This window comes from Ferdinandcohnia sp. QZ13, from assembly GCF_031324165.1.
In the GTDB taxonomy this organism is placed as follows: Bacteria; Bacillota; Bacilli; order Bacillales; family Bacillaceae_L; genus Ferdinandcohnia.
In genome coordinates this window covers 1,810,784-1,829,423 of sequence record NZ_JAVIVW010000001.1, presented here as the reverse complement: position 1 = coordinate 1,829,423, position 18,640 = coordinate 1,810,784, and the positions used below count along the sequence as shown (strand labels likewise).

Annotated in this window: 20 protein-coding genes; 19 read left to right on the top strand and 1 reads right to left on the bottom strand. The window is 40.5% G+C overall.

The window, feature by feature from the left end; translation table 11 throughout:
• Positions 1–5: 5 nt before the first annotated feature.
• The 19 genes from RGU12_RS08915 (at position 6) to RGU12_RS08830 (ending at position 17,900) form a co-directional block, all read left to right on the top strand.
• Positions 6–974, top strand: a complete 969-nt coding sequence (locus tag RGU12_RS08915; RefSeq protein ID WP_309535754.1) for an MBL fold metallo-hydrolase — start codon at positions 6–8, stop codon at positions 972–974.
• 109 nt (positions 975–1,083) lie between these two features.
• Positions 1,084–1,254, top strand: coding sequence for a hypothetical protein (locus tag RGU12_RS08910; protein WP_309535753.1), 171 nt, complete (start codon positions 1,084–1,086; stop codon positions 1,252–1,254).
• A 443-nt stretch (positions 1,255–1,697) separates the two neighbouring features.
• Entirely contained in the window at positions 1,698–2,639 is a 942-nt protein-coding gene (locus tag RGU12_RS08905; protein WP_396232317.1) for a Phenylacetic acid catabolic protein, read from the top strand.
• 2 nt (positions 2,640–2,641) lie between these two features.
• A complete protein-coding gene (locus RGU12_RS08900) occupies positions 2,642–2,974 on the top strand; it encodes a metal-sulfur cluster assembly factor (RefSeq protein ID WP_309535752.1) in 333 nt (110 codons plus the stop codon).
• Entirely contained in the window at positions 2,971–3,195 is a 225-nt protein-coding gene (locus RGU12_RS08895) for a hypothetical protein (RefSeq protein WP_309535751.1), read from the top strand. The genes RGU12_RS08900 and RGU12_RS08895 overlap by 4 nt, the downstream gene beginning before the upstream one ends.
• 5 nt (positions 3,196–3,200) lie before the next feature.
• Positions 3,201–3,830, top strand: a complete 630-nt coding sequence (locus RGU12_RS08890) for a Phenylacetic acid catabolic protein (RefSeq protein ID WP_309535750.1) — start codon at positions 3,201–3,203, stop codon at positions 3,828–3,830.
• Entirely contained in the window at positions 3,778–3,984 is a 207-nt protein-coding gene (locus RGU12_RS23835) for a PaaD-like zinc ribbon domain-containing protein (protein ID WP_483867249.1), read from the top strand. Before RGU12_RS08890 ends, RGU12_RS23835 begins: the two co-directional genes overlap by 53 nt.
• Positions 3,985–4,262: 278 nt before the next feature.
• The gene (locus RGU12_RS08885) at positions 4,263–5,120 is read left to right on the top strand and encodes a 3-hydroxyacyl-CoA dehydrogenase NAD-binding domain-containing protein (protein WP_309535749.1); all 858 of its coding nucleotides are present in this window, start codon (positions 4,263–4,265) and stop codon (positions 5,118–5,120) included.
• A complete protein-coding gene (locus RGU12_RS08880; protein ID WP_309535748.1) occupies positions 5,110–5,856 on the top strand; it encodes a 3-hydroxyacyl-CoA dehydrogenase family protein in 747 nt (248 codons plus the stop codon). The genes RGU12_RS08885 and RGU12_RS08880 overlap by 11 nt, the downstream gene beginning before the upstream one ends.
• Positions 5,853–7,052, top strand: coding sequence for a thiolase family protein (locus RGU12_RS08875; RefSeq protein ID WP_309536289.1), 1,200 nt, complete (start codon positions 5,853–5,855; stop codon positions 7,050–7,052). Before RGU12_RS08880 ends, RGU12_RS08875 begins: the two co-directional genes overlap by 4 nt.
• 17 nt (positions 7,053–7,069) lie before the next feature.
• Positions 7,070–8,554, top strand: coding sequence for an aldehyde dehydrogenase family protein (locus RGU12_RS08870; RefSeq protein WP_309535747.1), 1,485 nt, complete (start codon positions 7,070–7,072; stop codon positions 8,552–8,554).
• Positions 8,555–8,598: 44 nt separating this feature from the next.
• Positions 8,599–9,393, top strand: coding sequence for an enoyl-CoA hydratase/isomerase family protein (locus RGU12_RS08865; protein ID WP_116352789.1), 795 nt, complete (start codon positions 8,599–8,601; stop codon positions 9,391–9,393).
• A 311-nt stretch (positions 9,394–9,704) separates the two neighbouring features.
• A complete protein-coding gene (locus RGU12_RS08860; protein ID WP_309535746.1) occupies positions 9,705–11,279 on the top strand; it encodes a benzoate-CoA ligase family protein in 1,575 nt (524 codons plus the stop codon).
• Between the two features lie 389 nt (positions 11,280–11,668).
• Positions 11,669–12,907, top strand: a complete 1,239-nt coding sequence (locus RGU12_RS08855) for an ABC transporter substrate-binding protein (RefSeq protein WP_309535745.1) — start codon at positions 11,669–11,671, stop codon at positions 12,905–12,907.
• 70 nt (positions 12,908–12,977) lie between these two features.
• Positions 12,978–13,841, top strand: coding sequence for a branched-chain amino acid ABC transporter permease (locus RGU12_RS08850; protein ID WP_116352792.1), 864 nt, complete (start codon positions 12,978–12,980; stop codon positions 13,839–13,841).
• Positions 13,842–14,855: a branched-chain amino acid ABC transporter permease gene (locus RGU12_RS08845; protein WP_309535744.1), complete on the top strand. Its 1,014-nt coding sequence runs from the start codon at positions 13,842–13,844 to the stop codon at positions 14,853–14,855.
• Between the two features lie 11 nt (positions 14,856–14,866).
• A complete protein-coding gene (locus RGU12_RS08840; RefSeq protein WP_116352794.1) occupies positions 14,867–15,631 on the top strand; it encodes an ABC transporter ATP-binding protein in 765 nt (254 codons plus the stop codon).
• Positions 15,624–16,322 carry an ABC transporter ATP-binding protein gene (locus tag RGU12_RS08835; RefSeq protein WP_116352795.1) on the top strand — a complete coding sequence of 233 codons (699 nt, stop codon included), beginning with the start codon at positions 15,624–15,626 and terminating at the stop codon, positions 16,320–16,322. Before RGU12_RS08840 ends, RGU12_RS08835 begins: the two co-directional genes overlap by 8 nt.
• A 408-nt stretch (positions 16,323–16,730) precedes the next feature.
• Positions 16,731–17,900: an IS256 family transposase gene (locus RGU12_RS08830; RefSeq protein WP_309535743.1), complete on the top strand. Its 1,170-nt coding sequence runs from the start codon at positions 16,731–16,733 to the stop codon at positions 17,898–17,900.
• A 205-nt stretch (positions 17,901–18,105) separates the two neighbouring features.
• On the opposite strand, the gene RGU12_RS08825 is transcribed toward RGU12_RS08830, so the two are convergent.
• Positions 18,106–18,378, bottom strand: a complete 273-nt coding sequence (locus RGU12_RS08825) for a hypothetical protein (RefSeq protein ID WP_309535742.1) — start codon at positions 18,376–18,378, stop codon at positions 18,106–18,108.
• Positions 18,379–18,640 lie beyond the last annotated feature (262 nt).

Below are 18,640 nucleotides of genomic sequence, written 5' to 3'. Positions count from 1 at the left end.
GAGCCATGAATATTGAAAAAATTGAGTTTGGTGGCTATCGGATTGGAATCCCAGTTCCATTTCCGATGAAGTATGTTTATTGTTATCTTTTTAAACAGAATGATGGTTATGTCATGATTGATGTAGGATTAAATTATCGGGCTGCAAGAGAAGCGTGGCAAGAGGTTTTTGCTCATCTTGGAATCACGCCACGTGATATTCATACGATTTATCTAACTCATTTTCATCCTGATCACTCCGGCCTTTCCGGCTGGATGCAAGAGCAATCAGGTGCTGAGCTTTATATGAATGATATAGATGCAAGGATGATTGATCGTGTTTGGGGTGAAGGCAGCAAGCAGGTTGCGCTAATGAAAGAAATGGTCCTGCAGCATGGTGTCCCAAAAGACTTAGCAGAGGGGATCTCCGAACATATGGAAAAGCTCGGTCAAAATGTACTCCCATTGCCTATTGCAAAACCCATTAGCGATACGATTGAGTTTGGTGGTAAACAATGGTCCGTGATCCATACCCCTGGTCATAGTGAGGGGCATGTTTGCTTTTTTCAAGAAGAAGAAGGCATCCTAATTGGTGGCGATCATATTCTTGAAAAAATTACACCGAATATTAGTGTTTGGCCAGGTGCTAGCCAGCATCCATTGCATGAATATATAGACTCATTACGTAAAATTAGCAAATATCCGATTAAGAAGATATATTCTGCTCATCACTCACCTGTTCTCAATGTAAATGAACGCATTGACGAGTTAATTCAGCATCATGACGAGCGGCTTGCGTATATCGAAAGCTTGGCAGATGATAAAACGACATATGAGATCGCAAAAGTATTGTTTTCCCATAGGGAGCTCAACCCTCATCAATGGCGCTTTGCTATCGCAGAAACCATTGCTCACTTAAACTATCTTGAGCGTGAGGGGCGGATTACGAAACAGGATCAGAATCCGATTGTTTATGTAAATGGTGGGCGAAGTTAATCTAGATAAAAAAATTTGAACCCCGAGGTTGTTATGAAAATAGCAATCTTGGGGTTTTTGTTTGGATGGAGTGATAATGATTCCGTGATGAAGGGGAAAGAGGGGCGGGTTGGAAGTGGTAAATCCTGTTCATGGGGAGGATGAAGGGGAAAAGGGTGCGGACGACATGGGGGAAATCCTGTTCATGGAGTGGATGAAGGGGAAAACGTTGAGGAGACTGGCGGGTAATCCCGTTCATCGGATTGATGAACGGGAAAACTACGAGTGGTCCGACGTATAATCCCGTTCAATTGTGTATGAAGTCTCAAACGAATCCGCACCACGTGCAAAAATGTCATCATAACCCGAATGAAGACCGGAATGAACCCGCCCCACTCGCAAAAATGTCATCATAACCCCGATGAAGACCCGAACGAACCAGCCCCAAGCGCGAAAATGTCATCATAACCCGAATGAAGACCGGAATGAATCTGCCTCATGCGTAAAAATGTCTTCATAGACCAACCGAACCAAAACCAAAGCTCCCTCCAAACGCGCCCCCCACATACCAACCCCGTCATCTAACAAACCCTGTATTTACCCCACCTCCCCATCCCATCCATTACGAATTTAAAATTAACGTCTAAAAAACAACATAAACATATTGACAAACAATTTATAATATTCTATATTACATAATATAAACGATAGTTTAAAAAACGTAATACAAAGAGGTGTTCATGGATGAGTATAAAGGAAGCTGAGGTATTACTGGAAAAGGTGCAAAATGGATTTATAGTAGAACGCATGGAGGATATGAATGACGAATATTTGAAAGCACTGAAACAAACGCTTGCGATTGTTGGAGATACAGAACTTCTTAGCGTCCCACCACTATTAACAGTCTACAATCAAGCCCCAAATTTAAACTATAAAATTACCGCTCTAGCAGTCATGCAAGATGAAATCGGTCATGCTCATATCGCCTATCGCTTGCTGGAAGACCTTGGTGAAGATGTTGATGAGATGCTTTATCGCCGACCGGCAAACCGATGGAAAAATCCATATGCTTTTGATTTTAAATTAGACAACTGGGTTGAATTAGGAGTCTTTAACGGATTGTTTGACCGTTCTGGATATACGCTTTTGGGTGATGCGTATGAACATACTTCCTATGGGCCTTGGAAGCGTGCGCTAGTAAAGGTTGATAAAGAAGAATTGTTCCACCTCCGAAACGGGGAAATCATTATGAGAAATGCGATGAAGAAGCCGGAAACAGCAAAGCAAGTACAAGATGCTGTGGATTGGATGTTCTTGATGGCACTCGAATTCTTCGGTGTTGCCGATAATCTTAAAAGCCGTTCGGCACAATTGGATTATCGCTTAAAAGGCCGAAGTAATGACGAATTAAGACAAAAGTGGTTATCAACTGCTGTTCCATTCTGTGAATCAATTGGAATCAAGGTTCCGGCTCATTACGATGAGGAGCAAGGTAAATATGTCATTGATGTTCCATTCCCATGTAAATTTGATGCAGAAAATAGAAAATGGTTAACAGACCAGCCTGACACATGGGAAGGGGCAATCGAACGTTTTAAGCAAAGAGGACCTCAAAATAAAGAGTTTGTTGCTCGAATCCAAAAGGGAGTTTGGGAGTTAGAACAAATGAGAGCAGAGGAGGCATAAACATGAGTGGAATTACCCAAAGCGAAAAAGCGACTACTAAGTACTGGGATGCTCTTAAAGAAGTAATGGATCCAGAGTTTCCAATCAGTGTTGTAGATATGGGTTTAATCTATAACATCACCCAACATGGAAACGACTTAGAGGTTGAAATGACGTATACCTCCACCGGATGTGCTTGTATGCAGTGGATTGAAAACGATATCAAAGAGCGTTTGCTAAAAGAAGAAGAGGTTACAGATGTGAAGATACAGGTTGTATGGGATCCACCTTGGACAACGGAAAACCTAAGTGAAGAAGGAAAGAAAAAGTTAAAGCACTGGGGGGTAAGTTCATGACAGTAGAAGTAGCGGCGAAACATGATTACCTTCTTCTCACTCGAATCAATCGTGGAGATGAACTTATTCATGTGGGGACATTCAAAGCAGTTAATGATGACTTAGCAAAAATTTATGCGCAGCATATTTACGATGAAGAAGACTGGGTTGAAATGTATGTGGTGAAAAAAGAAAACCTTGTTTGTGTTCGAAGCCCAGAACCATTATTTGCAAAGGAGTGAGAAAAGTGACTAATGAACATATCTCGTTAATAGAACTAGGTGAAACCATTGCAGATAATAAATTTGTTTTAGGTGACCGCTTAGTCGAAATCGGTATCAGCGGCCCTACATTAGAAGGAACACTTTCATCAATCGCAATGGCTCAGCAGGAACTAGGTCATTCTAGACTTCTCTATCGATGGGTTTCTGACCTAACAGGTGTGAAGGCGGAAGTGAAGGACCAAACAGGAAAGGCGTTTCAACAGAATGTAAAGATTGGGAACTGGATTGAACTCATAGCTGGGCTTTATGTCACAAATGTTGCAGTAGATTTAGTTATGAGGGCTATGATTGAAGCAAATAACCCGAATGTCAACCCGCCTTTTACAAAAATGCTAAAGGAGCAGCAGGAGCATCTCATCTACTCAGAGAACTGGTGTGAACAGCTTTTACTAGATAAAGGTTCGATTCCGAGAAGATGCCGAGAAGCAATTGATAAAACGGCTCAGGAAGCAAAGGAATGGTTAATTAAAGTAGAAAATGACATGTATCTCGTCACTGAAAACATTATTTCAAAGGAAACGAGATTAGTAGAACAATTCAATGCAACCATCCAAGAAATATCAAGGGAAGCGGCGAAGCAAAATGTCGGCTAGTAAAGAGAACGTTCAATGTTCATTTTGCTCATCTAATGATGTAAAAAAGATTTCATCCTTTGGTACAGCCCAATTAGTTCGTCAATACTATTGTAACGAATGTAAAAGCGTATTCGAATACATTCGATGGCAAAAGGAAGACGCGGCAAAGTAAAATAATTGTTCAAAAAGGAGGATGAATAGGACCGCGTCGACAAGAACGCCACGGCCTTATGTCTTGTCGACACTAGCACTTCCTGTACGTCGAAAGTTCGAGGCGGTACAGCTTTGAGTACCGGAACGTATGCATTTATCCAAAAGCAAGCCAACGAGCTTCCATAGGATGTGGTGACTTCGACGTTCGACACAGGACGTGTCGGCAGTTAGTCGTTCCTATATCGATGCGTCAAATTCACCGGACTTTTTGAACATCCTCTAAAAGGGGTCGAAAACATGCAAATAAAAAAGATAGGTGTTATTGGTTCTGGCACCATGGGAGCGGGGATCGCTCAGTTACTCGTTCAAAATGGGTACCCTGTCATGCTCTTTGATATTGACGAAAAAACGGTGGCCCGTGCTAAAGAATCAATAGAATCAAAGCTTGATAGATTAGTTGTCAAAGAAAAAATAAGCCTGACCACCTCAGAACTAGCAAAAAGGAATTTGTCTACTACAACGGATATGACCTCATTTGCCGACTGCCAATTGGTAATTGAGGCAGCGCCGGAAAAGCTGGAAATCAAACGTTCTATCTTTTCACAACTGGAAGAAATCTGTACGAAAGATTCGATTTTGGCGTCGAATACTTCCTCACTTTCGATTACAGAAATCTCTGGACAAAGCGCAAATCCAGAACGAATCGCTGGCTTACACTTTTTTAACCCGGCACCAATTATGCCACTTGTAGAAGTCGTAGAGGGCTTAAAAACAGCTTCCTCAACTGTTGAAACCCTAGTGGAATTTGCCAAAACGATTCGTAAAAGTCCTGTAATGTGTAAGGATACACCAGGTTTTATTGTGAATCGAGTGGCACGACCATTTTACAATGAAGCTTTACGAATTATGAATGATAATATCGCTTCGGTCGAGCAAATTGATTGTATTATGAAACGCGCTGGGAATTTTAAAATGGGTCCTTTTGAATTACAGGATTTGATCGGGATTGACATCAATTTCGCAACAACCAAATCGGTGTATGAAGGATTTCACGGAGAAAGTAGATTCCGTCCTCATTACTATCAGGAGCGAATGGTTCAATCAGGTAGCTTAGGAAGAAAAACAAAAGGAGGGTTCTTCGAATATGACAACTAAAACAATCGTCATTGTAGGGGATAATTTACTAGCAAAAGAACTCTCCCATTCTTTTCAAGAAATCGAGCAAGTCCGTTTCGTTGATCCAAACCGAATGGATAAGCAAGTGGATGTTGTGATTGAAACGACCAACCTTGATAAGGATGAAAAGAAACGTCGAATGCAAGAAATTGAAGCAAGTGTTTCTCCTACCACTTTAATATTAACCACTACTCTTGGTGTGACAGCTACTGAGGTTGCTTCGTGGTTGAACTACCCTGATAGAGTAATAGGGTTTGGGACATTTGCGAATTTTAAAGAAGGTAACTTAATCGAAGTTGCATTGCCATTACAGGCTAACCCAAGGTATGTGCAAGCAGCTTCAGTCATTTTTTCGTTGATAAATCAAGACATTGAACTTGTGGAGGATGAAGTAGGCTTTGTGTTCCCTAGAATTTTATCAATGATTGTCAATGAGGCGGCCTATGCATTAACAGAGCAGACTGCGGAGGCGGAAGCCATTGATGTCGCGATGAAAAAAGGCACCAATTATCCAAAGGGTCCGCTTGAGTGGGCAGAGAGAATTGGGCTTGATGACATATATGCCGTATTAAGTGGATTATATCGAGAATTAGGGGAAGAGCGTTATCGACCAGCCCCACTTATTCGTAAACTTGTGTACGCAGGGTGGATTGGTGGAGAAACTGATAAATGCTTTTACCATTATCAAAACCGAAACAAGGAGCTTTCAATATGAGAGAAGCTGTCATCATTGACGCTGTTCGGACACCGATTGGGAAACTAAACGGTTCACTCACAAGTGTACGACCAGATGATCTTGCAGGACATGTCATTAAACAGCTTATGGCTCGCGTAGACCTTGATCCGTCATTAATCGAAGATGTGTTTTTCGGGTGTGCGAACCAGGCTGGGGAAGATAATCGAAATGTGGCGAGAATGGGCTTGCTTCTTGCTGGACTCCCTGTTTCCATTCCAGGGGTAACGGTAAATCGCCTTTGTGGCTCCGGGTTAGAGGCAGTAAATCAGGCGGCAGCTGCGATTAAGTCAGGTTTAGGGGACGTCTTCATTGCAGGAGGAACCGAAAGTATGACCCGTGCACCTTACGTTATGATGAAACCCCATGTGACAAATGCGAAAGGGAACCAAACCTTACATGACACGATGTTAGGCTGGCGATTGGTCAATCCTGTGATGAATGAAATGTATCCCCCTATTAGTTTAGGAGAAACCGCAGAAAATGTTGCAGAAAAATATGGGATCTCACGAGAAGAGCAGGATGGTCTTGCCCTTTTAAGCCAGCAAAGAGCAGCAGCAGCGATTCAAAGTGGAAGATTCAATGATGAGATTGTGCCAATTGAAATTCCACAGCGAAAAGGAGAACCGCTTCTTTTCAAAGAGGATGAGCATGCACGACCTGAAACGACATTGGAAACACTCGCGAAGCTAAGACCTGTTTTTCGGAAAGATGGAACTGTAACCGCAGGGAATTCATCGGGGATCAATGATGGTTCAAGTGCTATTCTCGTCATGGAAGAAGAACTCGCCAAAAAGCTTGGATTGAAACCAATTGCAAGAGTGGTCACTTCTGCTGTTAGCGGAGTCCACCCAGACTATATGGGAATTGGTCCAGTTCCAGCAACTAGAAAAGTATTGCAAAGAGCGGGTCTAACCGTTCAGGATTTAGATTTAATCGAAATAAATGAAGCATTCGCAGCACAATCTGTTGCATGTATAAAAGAACTAGAGCTCGATATGGAAAAAGTGAATGTCAATGGTGGTGCGATTGCATTAGGACATCCACTAGGGTGTAGCGGTTCACGAATTGTTACAACACTTGTTCATGAGATGCAAAAACGTGATGTGCGATATGGTTTAGCTACCATGTGCATCGGCGTTGGCCAAGGAATCGCAACGATTATTGAGAAAATGTAGGGAGTGAAACAACATCTATGGTGCAATTAAAAGAGACGTACCAACTATTGATTAATGGAGAATACTCAAATAGTAGCAACAATGAATTTTTTGAAACCTATAACCCTGCAACTGGTGAGGTTTTAGCGAGAGTGGCAAAGGCAACGAAGGATGATGTGGATCGTGCTGTTGACGCGGCTAGAAACGCATTTGAAAATGGTAAATGGCCGAAGATGCCTCAAGCGAGAAGAGCAAGAGTTCTAAATAAAATTGCCGACATCATGCGGGAACGCTTCAATGATCTGGTCGAAGCAGAAGTATTAAATAGTGGTAAAACAGTGGCGGCTGCAAAGGGCCAAATTGGTCAGGCAATTGAAGACTTCGATTTTTATGCGGGAGCCATTACAACCTTTGGCGGGCGTACCAACCCAGTTCCGAATGGATTTTTTAACTATACGGTAAAAGAACCAGTTGGAGTTTGTGCACAAATTATTCCGTGGAACTACCCATTAATGATGGCTGCATGGAAAATCGCACCTGCCATCGCAGCAGGATGTCCGGTTATCCTAAAGCCAGCATCACATACACCGATTACTGCTTATATGCTTGCAGATATTTGTCATGAGGCAGGTGTTCCAGCGGGTGTAGTGAATGTTATTACAGGAAGTGGCTCTGTAATCGGTCCATACTTAACGACTCATCCTGGTGTCGACAAGGTTGCCTTTACTGGTGAAACGGAAACAGGAAAAGATATTATGGCAAAAGCTTCAACCAACTTAAAGCGAGTTACTTTAGAGCTAGGAGGGAAATCTCCTAATATCGTTTTTGATGACGCAGACATTGAAGGTGCAGTTGTAGGGTCTATTTATGGAATTTTCTATAACACAGGCCAATCTTGTGAAGCACGTTCACGGTTATTCGTGCATGAAACCATTTATGATGAATTTGTCGAGAAATTTATTGAAAAGGCTAAAAAACTGAAGGTCGGCAATCCATTCGATAAGGAAACTCATATGGGAGCCCTGATTTCTAAGGACCATGAAGACGTTGTCGATGGCTATGTAAAGCTTGCGATTGAAGAAGGTGGAGAAATTCTTTATGGAGGAAAAAGACCTGAAGGCAGCGAATTTGATAAAGGGTATTGGTATATGCCAACCGTTATTGGAAATGTCACGAATGATATGAGAATTGCGCAAGAAGAGGTCTTTGGTCCGGTCGTTGTAATCATGAAATTTAGTGATGAAGACGAAGTGCTCAAATTATCCAATGATTCCATTTTTGGACTCGGTTCAGCCGTATGGACGAAAGACCACGGAAGAGCACACCGAATAGCAGAAGGTCTTCGTGCAGGTATCGTCATGGTCAACTGTCCAATTTCAGCCTTCCCTGGAACACCATTTGGTGGGTATAAGCAATCAGGATTTGGAAGAGAGTTAAGTGTTGAAACACTTGATCTTTACAGTGAAACAAAGAGTGTTGTCTCTTATAACGGAGAGCGTCCACTAAACATTTTTAGAATATAGTTTATTTAAATAATTTTCAAATAAAAATATTGGAGGAATGTAAAATGTCTGTTAATTTAGAAACGAAAACACTTACGGTGAAAAAAGCGGATGGTATTGCTGAAGTCCACATGCATGTAAACAAAACAAATGCCTATGATCTTGAGTATTACAAAGAGTTAAATGCTGCGATTGATGACATCCGTTTTGATAATGACATTAAAGTGGTTGTTTTAATGAGTGATATGCCGAAGTTTTTCTCAGCGGGTGCTAATATCAATTTCTTAAAATCAGCAGAGCCACGCTTTAAAACACAATTTTGCTTATTCTGTAATGAAACTCTAGATAAAATTGCTCGTTCTCCACAAATCTGGATTGCTTGCTTAGAAGGGCATACGGTTGGTGGCGGATTAGAAATGGCTCTTGCATGTGACTTGCGTTTTATGGGAGACCAAGCAGGAAAAATCGGACTTCCAGAAGTTTCTCTAGGTGTATTAGCAGGAACAGGTGGAACACAACGTCTTGCTCGACAAGTTGGGCACTCTAAAGCTCTTGATTTGAACATCACTGGTGAAACTTTGACACCACAAGAGGCGTTAGCTATTAAACTAGTCGATCGTGTATTCCCACAAGAAGAAACAAGAGCAAAGACATTAGAATATGCACAGAAAATCGCGAGTAGCGCTACTTACGCAACGTCTAACATTAAGCTTTCTATCATGAATGGAAAAGAAATGCCACTTAACGTTGCAATCCGTTACGAAGGGGAGCTTCAAAATCTATTATTCCGTTCACAAGATGCCCAAGAAGGCTTAAGTGCATTCATCGAAAAACGTGAACCAAATTGGCAAGGTAAATAAGTACGATTGTACGTTAAGAGAATGCATGATGGCAAAGCTGCCATCCTACAAGTAGGCTAAAAAACACTATATCCACAGTGTAAATGATAATAAATACTACCAGTTTATTATTTGCTAGAATTTCAGAATAGAATCTAATCAACTACCAAGTTTAATCAATCATTTTTATACATCTTTACGGCTAATTTACACTATTAACACAGTGATAATATCAAATATCATCTACGATTGACTCCGAAAAAGTGGAGGTAAACAATTACCTCCACTATCTGAAATTTTTACTATCCACAAGATAGGTAAGGAGGAAGAATGTGATAAAAGTAGCTTCGGATTTAAGAGGAATCGCAACGAAGTACAATGCTGCCGACAGATTTATTGAAGAAAATGTACGAAATGGACGAGGGGAAAAGGTGGCGATTGTGAGTGGAGCCGAACGGGTCACCTATCAAGAACTACTTAATCGAGTTAACCAATTTGGAAACGCTCTCAAAGAGTTAGGTGTTCAAAATGAGAACCGCATGCTAATGGTTCTACATGATACTGCCGAGAATATCGTATCCTTTTTCGGTGCAGTAAAAATTGGTGCACTTCCTATCCCAACTAACACCATGCTACAGCCTCAGGATTATGAATATCTATTAAACCACAGTCGCTCAAAGGTACTTGTTATACACGAGGATCTTTGGAGCAAAATTAAGGCAAATAGAGATCGATTTGTCTTTCTTCAACATGTTATCGTCGTCACAGAAAACACATCCGTAGATGCAAATGAAATTGATTTCCATGAACTTATCCATAATAAGTCAACAGAACTTGAATCATTCATGTCTGTAAAGGATGATCCAGCATTTTGGTTATATAGTTCGGGAAGCACAGGAAATCCGAAAGGTGTTATTCACCATCAACGAAGTATGGAAGCAGCGTACAACACGTATGGGAAACAAGTTTTAGGGATAGATGAAAATGATATTACCTTTTCTGCTTCAAAGCTCTTCTTTGCATATGGGCTTGGAAATGGGATGTATTTCCCATTGGGAGCTGGAGGTACAACGGTTCTTTTAAAGGATCGGCCTACACCAGATAAAGTGTTTGAAACAATTGAAAAGACGAAACCTACGATCTTTTTTGGCGTTCCAACACTTTATGGTAGTTTGATTAACTATGTAGAACGAACAGGGAAAATTCCCGATTTATCTTCAGTAAGAGTTTGTGTATCTGCAGGTGAAGCACTTCCTGATACATTCGTGAATAAATGGAAGGAACTCTTTAATCTAGATATTTTAGATGGAATTGGATTAACAGAGGCCCTACATATCTTTATTTCTAATCGAATTGGAGACATTCGCGCTGGTAGTACAGGAAAGCCAGTCCCTGGCTATGAGGCGAAAATTGTCAATGACGAAGCAAAAGAGGTCGGGCCAAACGAGGTTGGTGACTTAGTCATTAAGGGAGAGAGTCTAACTGGCGGATACTGGGCCAATATCGCTGAGAATCAGAGGAAGTTTCACGGTGAATGGATGTACACAGGGGATAAATATTATAAGGATGAACAGGGTTATTTTTGGTATTCAGGACGATCTGATGACATGCTGAAGGTCGGTGGAATTTGGGTATCACCTGTTGAAGTAGAAGCATCTTTACTTAAGCATGACTCCGTACTTGAGGTTGCGGTAATCGGTGTAAAGACGGAGGATAATCTGGATCTTCCAAAGGCTTGTATTGTTTTGAAAGAAGGTATAGCCCCAACTGAAGACTTAAAAGCCGAATTAAAAGAGTATGTAAAAGCAAACCTAGCACCTTATAAGTATCCAAGAATCATAGAGTTTATGGATGAAATCCCAAAAACCGCTTCGGGGAAAATGCAGCGTTTTAAACTAAGACAATAATTAGTTGTTTCGTATGCGAAAGTAAAATTAACATAATGTATTATATTACTTTAGTCTTTCATAACCAATCAATGAAAAAGACTCGTTTAAATGGTGTTATTTACCATATATACCGATGAAATAGAGGTCGTGATGGAATGTAGACTCGACTTTTGTCGAGACTTGTTCCGTCCCTCCTCCATTTTTTTGTGTCTATTCATGAAAAATTTATTACGTTTTTTTAATGAAAGTTAGAAATAAGTATTGAATATTTGAATAGTAATAACTATAATAATATTCAGAATATTAGAAAGTGAGAAGGGGGAATATCCTACATAAACAAATTTGCGTGAATGGAATTTCCACCAAAGAGGGTCAGATTATGCTTTCTAAAAAAAGGGAGGTTTACCATGAAACTAGTAAAGAGAAATTGGTTGATCATGTTGGCATTTGTTCTATTACTTTCGGCATGTAGCTCAGGGGCAATTAGTACGACTAAAGATAACAATAAAAAAGAGGAAAAAGAAGAACCAACAACCTCTGATTCTACAAGTGACGAGCCTATTAAAATTGGTGCGCTATTACCATCAACAGGTGTATACGCATCACTTGGCGAAAATGTGATGAATGGGATGGAACTCTATTTTGAGGAAATCGGTTGGGAAGTTGCAGGAAAGAAGATAGAAATTGTGCATGAAGACACAGAGGCAGATCCTCAAGTTTCACTACGAAAACTTCGTAAGTTAATGGAACAGGACAAAATAGATATCTTAACAGGTCCAATCAGTACAGCAGTTGCTTATGCGATTCGTGATGAGGTAGAAAAGAATAAATTACCATTCCTAGTATCACATGCAGGTGGTAATGACTTAACAAGATCAAAGCGCAGTGATTATATCTGGCGTTCATCGTTCTCATCCTACCAAATTGGTCATTCAATGGGTCAATGGGCCTATGACAATATTGGTAAAAAAATCTATTTAACAGCTGCTGACTATGCCTTTGGTCATGAAGCGACAGCAGCATTTAAAGATGCGTATACAGCAGCAGGCGGGGAAATCGTCGAGGAAGTATTTGCGCCACTTGGAAATAATGACTACTCTTCTTATCTAGGAAAAATGAATCGTGATGATATTGATGGAATCTACGCATTCTTTGCTGGTACAGATGCAATCCGCTTTGTTCAACAATATGAGCAGTATGGATTAAAAGGAAAGATTCCTTTAATTGGTTCTGGATGGCTAACGGCTGAGGACACTCGTCCACAGCAAGGAACGGCTCCAGAAGGAATCATTGCTTCTATTTTCTGGGATTATAGCCTAGACACTCCTGAAAATAAAAAGTTTGTTGAAGCGTATGAAGCGAAGTTTAATGCTAGACCAAGTATTGAATCTGCAGAAGGATATGATGCGGCTGCGATCATGGCAAAAGCAATTGAAGCGTTAAATGGAGATGTTTCAGACCCTGATAAACTAGTAGAGGAAATCTCTAATGTTGAGCTTAATAGCCCAAGAGGTCCAATCAAGTTTGATAAGGAAACACATCAAATTATTCAAAACCTATATATCGTTGAGACTTATCTAGACGGTGATAAGACAGAAAATAAAGTAATTGATACAGTACCAGAAGTTGTAGACCCAGGAAAATAAGAAATGAAAAAAGAAGGAGGCAAAGGTAACATGTGTTGCCTCTTTCTTTACATTTGATAGGGGGAAAGTAATGGATACATTGGTCTTGCAATTGATGAATGCACTTAGCTACGGGTTTCTCCTTTTCATTATTACATGTGGGATTAGTCTCGTTTTCGGAATTTTAGGGGTATTAAATTTAGCACATGGCTCGCTATATTTATTAGGGTCATATATTGGCTATTCAATCGTGGTAAAATCAGGGCTGCCATTTTGGGTTGCTCTCTTAGTTGTGCCATTTATTATTGCCATTATTGGGTTGATTTTAGAAGTGGTCCTACTTCGCCCTACGTATAAGCTTGGTCACCTCTCGCAAGTATTGTTAACCTTTGGTCTTGCTTATATCTTCCATGATCTCTTCTCCATTATTTGGGGTAAAAACATTATGACCGTGACACCACCTGCTTTCCTAAGCCAATCTGTTGAAGTGATGGGGAATATGATTCCTTCTTATCGACTTGCCTTAATTGTAGTCGGAATCATCATTGCGTTGGTCCTTTGGTATACTCAGGAAAAAACAAAATGGGGTGCCGTCATCCGTGCGGGATTATCAGATAAAGAGATGGTTGGCGGCCTAGGCGTTAATATTCACCTTGTCTTTACACTCGTCTTTTTCTTTGGAAGCTTTTTAGCTGGGGTTGGTGGAGTCCTTGGTTCGCCAATTCTAGGGGTCGCTCCAGGAATGGAATTTAACATACTGATTTTATCACTCGTTGTCCTCGTAGTTGGAGGGTTGGGGTCAGTATCGGGAACGATTGTCGCGAGTCTCTTAGTAGGAATGGTGGAAACCTTTAGTCGCTTCTTTGTTCCCGAATTAAGTTTAATCATTACATTTGCATTAATGGCTGCAGTATTAATTATCCGTCCGCAAGGATTGATAGGAAGGAGGGCATAAATGGGCAAACAGTGGGTCAAAGGTAGTTTATTATTTTTCTTGATGGTTGCTGCTCCATTTTTCGTTTCTCTCTATTATGTAAACATTTTTACCGAGATTTTAATTTTTGGGATTTTCGCCATTAGCTTAAATATCCTCGTCGGACAAACCGGGTTGGTCTCATTAGGGCATGCGGCGTTTTTCGGTGCTGGTGCTTATGCAACAGGTCTTGCTGCAAGTCATCTATCGACCAATGTGTTTCTAACCCTTGTGCTCGGAATGGTAGTTGCATTCCTATTAGCCATTTTGATTGGCTTGGTGTCAACGAAGGCTCATGGATTTTACTTTTTGATGCTAACACTTGCCTGTTCTCAAATGGTCTATTCGGTTATCTATCAATGGACAGATGTAACAGGCGGATCAAATGGATTATCCGGAATCCCTTCTCCAAGTGTATTTGGAGATTTCATCCTTTCCAATCAAGTGTTTATCTACTATTTTACTTTAGTCGTATTTACAATAGTCATTCTTGTCATTAACCGACTTCTTCACTCCCCATTAGGGTATGTCTTCATTGGGATTAAAGAAAATGAAGATCGAATGAAGTCGATTGGGTATAACACAACCTTCTATAAAAATATTAGCTTTTTGATTGCTGGTACTTTAGGTGGATTAGCCGGCGGACTTTATGTATTCTTCAATGGTTTTGTTGCCCCGACAGATGTGTACTGGACTGTTTCCGGGTCTGTATTAATCATGGTACTAGTCGGTGGATCAGGTACGCTTTGGGGACCTGTTATTGGAGCAGCATTTATTGTTGTATTGGAGACAATCATTAGCTCATACACAGAAAGTTGGATGATGATTATTGGCGCTGCATTCATCCTGTTTACGATTTTTGCCCCAACCGGAATTGCTGGGTTGTTCACGAGAATTACGCAGAATCTATTTAAAGCAAAGCCCAAACCTGTAAAGGAAGAGTATATCGAGCATTCAATTGAACCGATTAAACAGCAATCAAAAATAAATGGATAGGGGGGACAGTGATGACGACGATTCTATCAATACAACATCTTTCAAAGCATTTCGGTGGTTTGAAGGTAATTGAAGATATTACATTAAATATTTCAGTTGGCGAACGTGTTGGATTAATTGGACCCAATGGCGCCGGAAAGACAACTTTTTTTAACATGATTGCAGGAGACTTAAACCCTAGCGGAGGCACGATTACTTATTTTGACCGGGATATTACGAAGGTTCCTAATTATAAACGAACGGAGAATGGAATCGTACGTACCTTTCAGAAAAACAATCTCATGTTTGGATTAACTGTAAAAGAGAATGTCCTACTTGTCTTACAAAAAATGAGAAAAGAACATACCCAATGGTGGAAAAGTGTGAGTCTTAAAAACTACCGTGCACTGCATGAAGAAACAGACGCCCTATTACAAGAATGGAACCTTGAACCTTACAGTGAGATGAAGGTACAAGAGCTCTCTTATGGAGTTCAAAGACAAATTGAGATTGTGATGGCGATTGCGGGAAAACCGAAGCTTCTGCTGTTAGATGAGCCAACTGCAGGTATGTCACAGGTCGAAACCGACCAAATTATTGCACTGATTAATAAGCTTCCAAAAGAAGTAACCATCTGTATGATTGAACATGATATCGATGTGTTGTTCGGAAATATGGATCGTGTAATTGTTCTGCATACAGGAAAATTAATTGCGGATGGCACACCAGAAGCTGTTCGTGAAAATGAAGAGGTTAAGGAAATTTACTTAGGCCAGGAGGAGGCTGCACATGCTTAAACTAAACAATGTTAATAGCTTCTACGGTTCCAGTCACATTCTTCATGGCGTAAACCTCGAGGTGAAGGAAGGTCAGGTTGTCACACTGCTTGGAAGAAATGGCATGGGGAAAACAACAACGATGCATTCCATCATTGGCTTTGTTAGTAAAGTGCAAGGGGAAATCCTATTCGAAGGTCAAAATATGGCCTCACTCCAAAGTCACCAAATTGCGAAGAAGGGAATTGGAATTGTCCCACAGGGCAGAAGAATTTTCCCGAACCTAACTGTGACAGAGAATCTAACCGTTTTCGCTGATTCCAAAAAAGGCGACTGGAACCTAGAGAAAATTTTTCACTATTTTCCTCGATTAAAGGAACGTGAAAAATCACATGCAGGCACCCTAAGCGGTGGGGAACAGTCGATGCTATCCATTGGTCGAGCATTGATGAGAAACCCGAAGATTCTTCTCCTCGATGAACCGACAGAGGGACTATCCCCATTAATGGTTGGTGAAGTAATGGATGTTCTTTTAAAATTAAAAGAGTCCGGAATGTCGATGCTTTTAGTTGAACAAAATATCTCAACGGCATTACGTATCGCAGATGATGTGTATATTTTAAGTAAGGGGAAAGTTGTCTATCACGACAATCCGGAAGAACTTAAAAATAATATGGATATCGCGTATCACCATTTAGCCTTAAGCAGCTAACAGTAGCCCTTCCCATTCGCGGGAATGGGCTATTTTATTGCTGTAAAATAAAAGCGAGATGATTGAACAGAAACTGTACCCTCAGTTGTTTGGATGTTAATAGAGTGAGGGTGCGATAAGGCAATAATCGCACCCTTTGTAAGTTGGATATAGAAGGGTGATGGTACGATTGTGCAGTAATCGTTCCCTCGTCACTGTGGATAAAGAAGAGTGAAGGTACGATTAGGCAGTAATCGTCCCCTCGGTAAGCTGAAAGAAGAAAAGTGAAGGTACGATTAGGCAGTAATCATTCTCTCGCCAAGTTGGGTATAGATAAAGTCCATATAATTGTGTAAAAAGAAAAAGAGTCAAATTTATTCCTCTTGTCTACAATGTTAACAGCGACGAAAACAATGAGGAGGAATTAATTTGACTCAACTTCAGTTTAACCTAAATATTGAAGATTTAAAAGATGCTGTAATGAATTCTGAAATAGACTCTGTTGTCAAAGCATCGGTGGTCTTGGTCTTAAATACGGTGATGGAAAAAGAACGTGATGAATATTTAAATGCTGGATCTTATGAGCGTACAACTGAACGCCGAGACTATAGAAACGGCTATTATGAACGTGATCTTATTATGAGTATGGGGAGAATTACCCTAAGAGTACCTCGTACACGTAATGGGGATTTTTCGCCGTCTATTTTTGAAAAATATGCACGTTGCGATCAGGCGTTTGTTCTTTCCATGCTTGAAATGGTTGTTAATGGAGTATCCACTAGAAAAGTAACGAATATTGTAAAAGAGTTATGTGGAGAAGGATTTTCAAAGTCATTTGTTTCCTCATTAACAGAAAAGCTGGACCCAATTGTTAATACATGGGCTAATCGGCCACTAAACACAAGATATTATCCTTATATTTTTGCAGACGCTATGTACATTAAGGTAAGGGAGCATAATCGTGTTGTATCTAAAGCTGTATATATTGCAACTGCAATTACTGAAAACAATTGTCGGGAAATCCTCGGTTTAAAAGTCGACCATGCTGAAGATTATGAGGCTTGGAAGGGATTTTTTCAGTACCTAAAATCCCGTGGTCTACAATCACCGAAATTAATCATATCTGATGCCCATAAGGGCTTAAGGAAGGCAATTGCTAAGGAATTTATAGGAACAGCTTGGCAACGCTGCACCGTACATTTCAAACGAAATATCTTTCAACAAATGCCTAAAAAAGGAATGGATGAGCAAAAACTTGGTTTGAAAAGGATCTTTGAAGCTATTGAAGTTGATGATGCAAGGAAATTCAAAGAAGAATTTTTGACTCGTTTTGGCGATAACCCTAAACTAGAAAAAGCTATCGCAGTATTAGAAGAGGGCTTCGAAGATGCAATACAATACTTAAATGAAAAAGGAAAATATCATCAATATATACATACAACTAATTCATTAGAGCGATTGAATCAAGAAGTTAGGCGAAGGGAAAGAGTAATTAGGATTTTTCCCAATACACAATCTGCCTTTAGACTAATAGGAGCTGTATTAATGGATATTGCGGAAACACAGGAAGGTAAGGTACTTCCAATAGGTAAAGGATAGGCACGAAGCGCGAGAATTTTTTTGGTATTGAAGGGGGTACCCCCTTCAATACCAAAAAAATTAATATAATCTGTTTAACAATGTAACATTAGGAAAAAGACTTTTACACAAAATCAAGGGCTTGACTTGGGTATAGAAGAGTGAAGGTACGATTGGGCAGTAATCGTTCCCTCGGCTCTGTGGATAAAGAAGAGTGAAGGTACGATTAGGCAGTAATCGTTCCCTCGGCTCTGTGGATAAAGAAGAGTGAAGGTACGATTAGGCAGTAATCGTTCCCTCGGCTCTGTGGATAAAGAAGAGTGAAGGTACGATTAGGCAGTAATCGTTCCCTCGGCTCTGTGGATATAGAAGGGTGATGGTACGATTGGGCAGTAATCGCTCCCTCGGTAAGTTGGATATAGAAAAGTGAAGGTACGATTGGGCAATAATCGTCCCCTCGGCAAGCTGAAAGAAGAAGAGTGAAGGTACGATTAGGCAATAACCGTCCCCTCTGTAAGCTGAAAGAAGAAGAGTGAAGGTACGATTAGGCAGTAATCGTTCCCTCGTCAAGTTGGATATAGAAGGGTGATGGTACGATTGGGCAGTAATCGTTCCTCGCCAAGTTTGATATAGAACAGTGAAGGTACGATTGGGCAGTAATCGTTCCTCGCCAAGTTTGATAGAACAGTGAAGGTACGATTGGGCAATAATCGTCCCCTCTGTAAGTTGAGAGAAGAAGAGTGAAGGTACGATTATGCAGT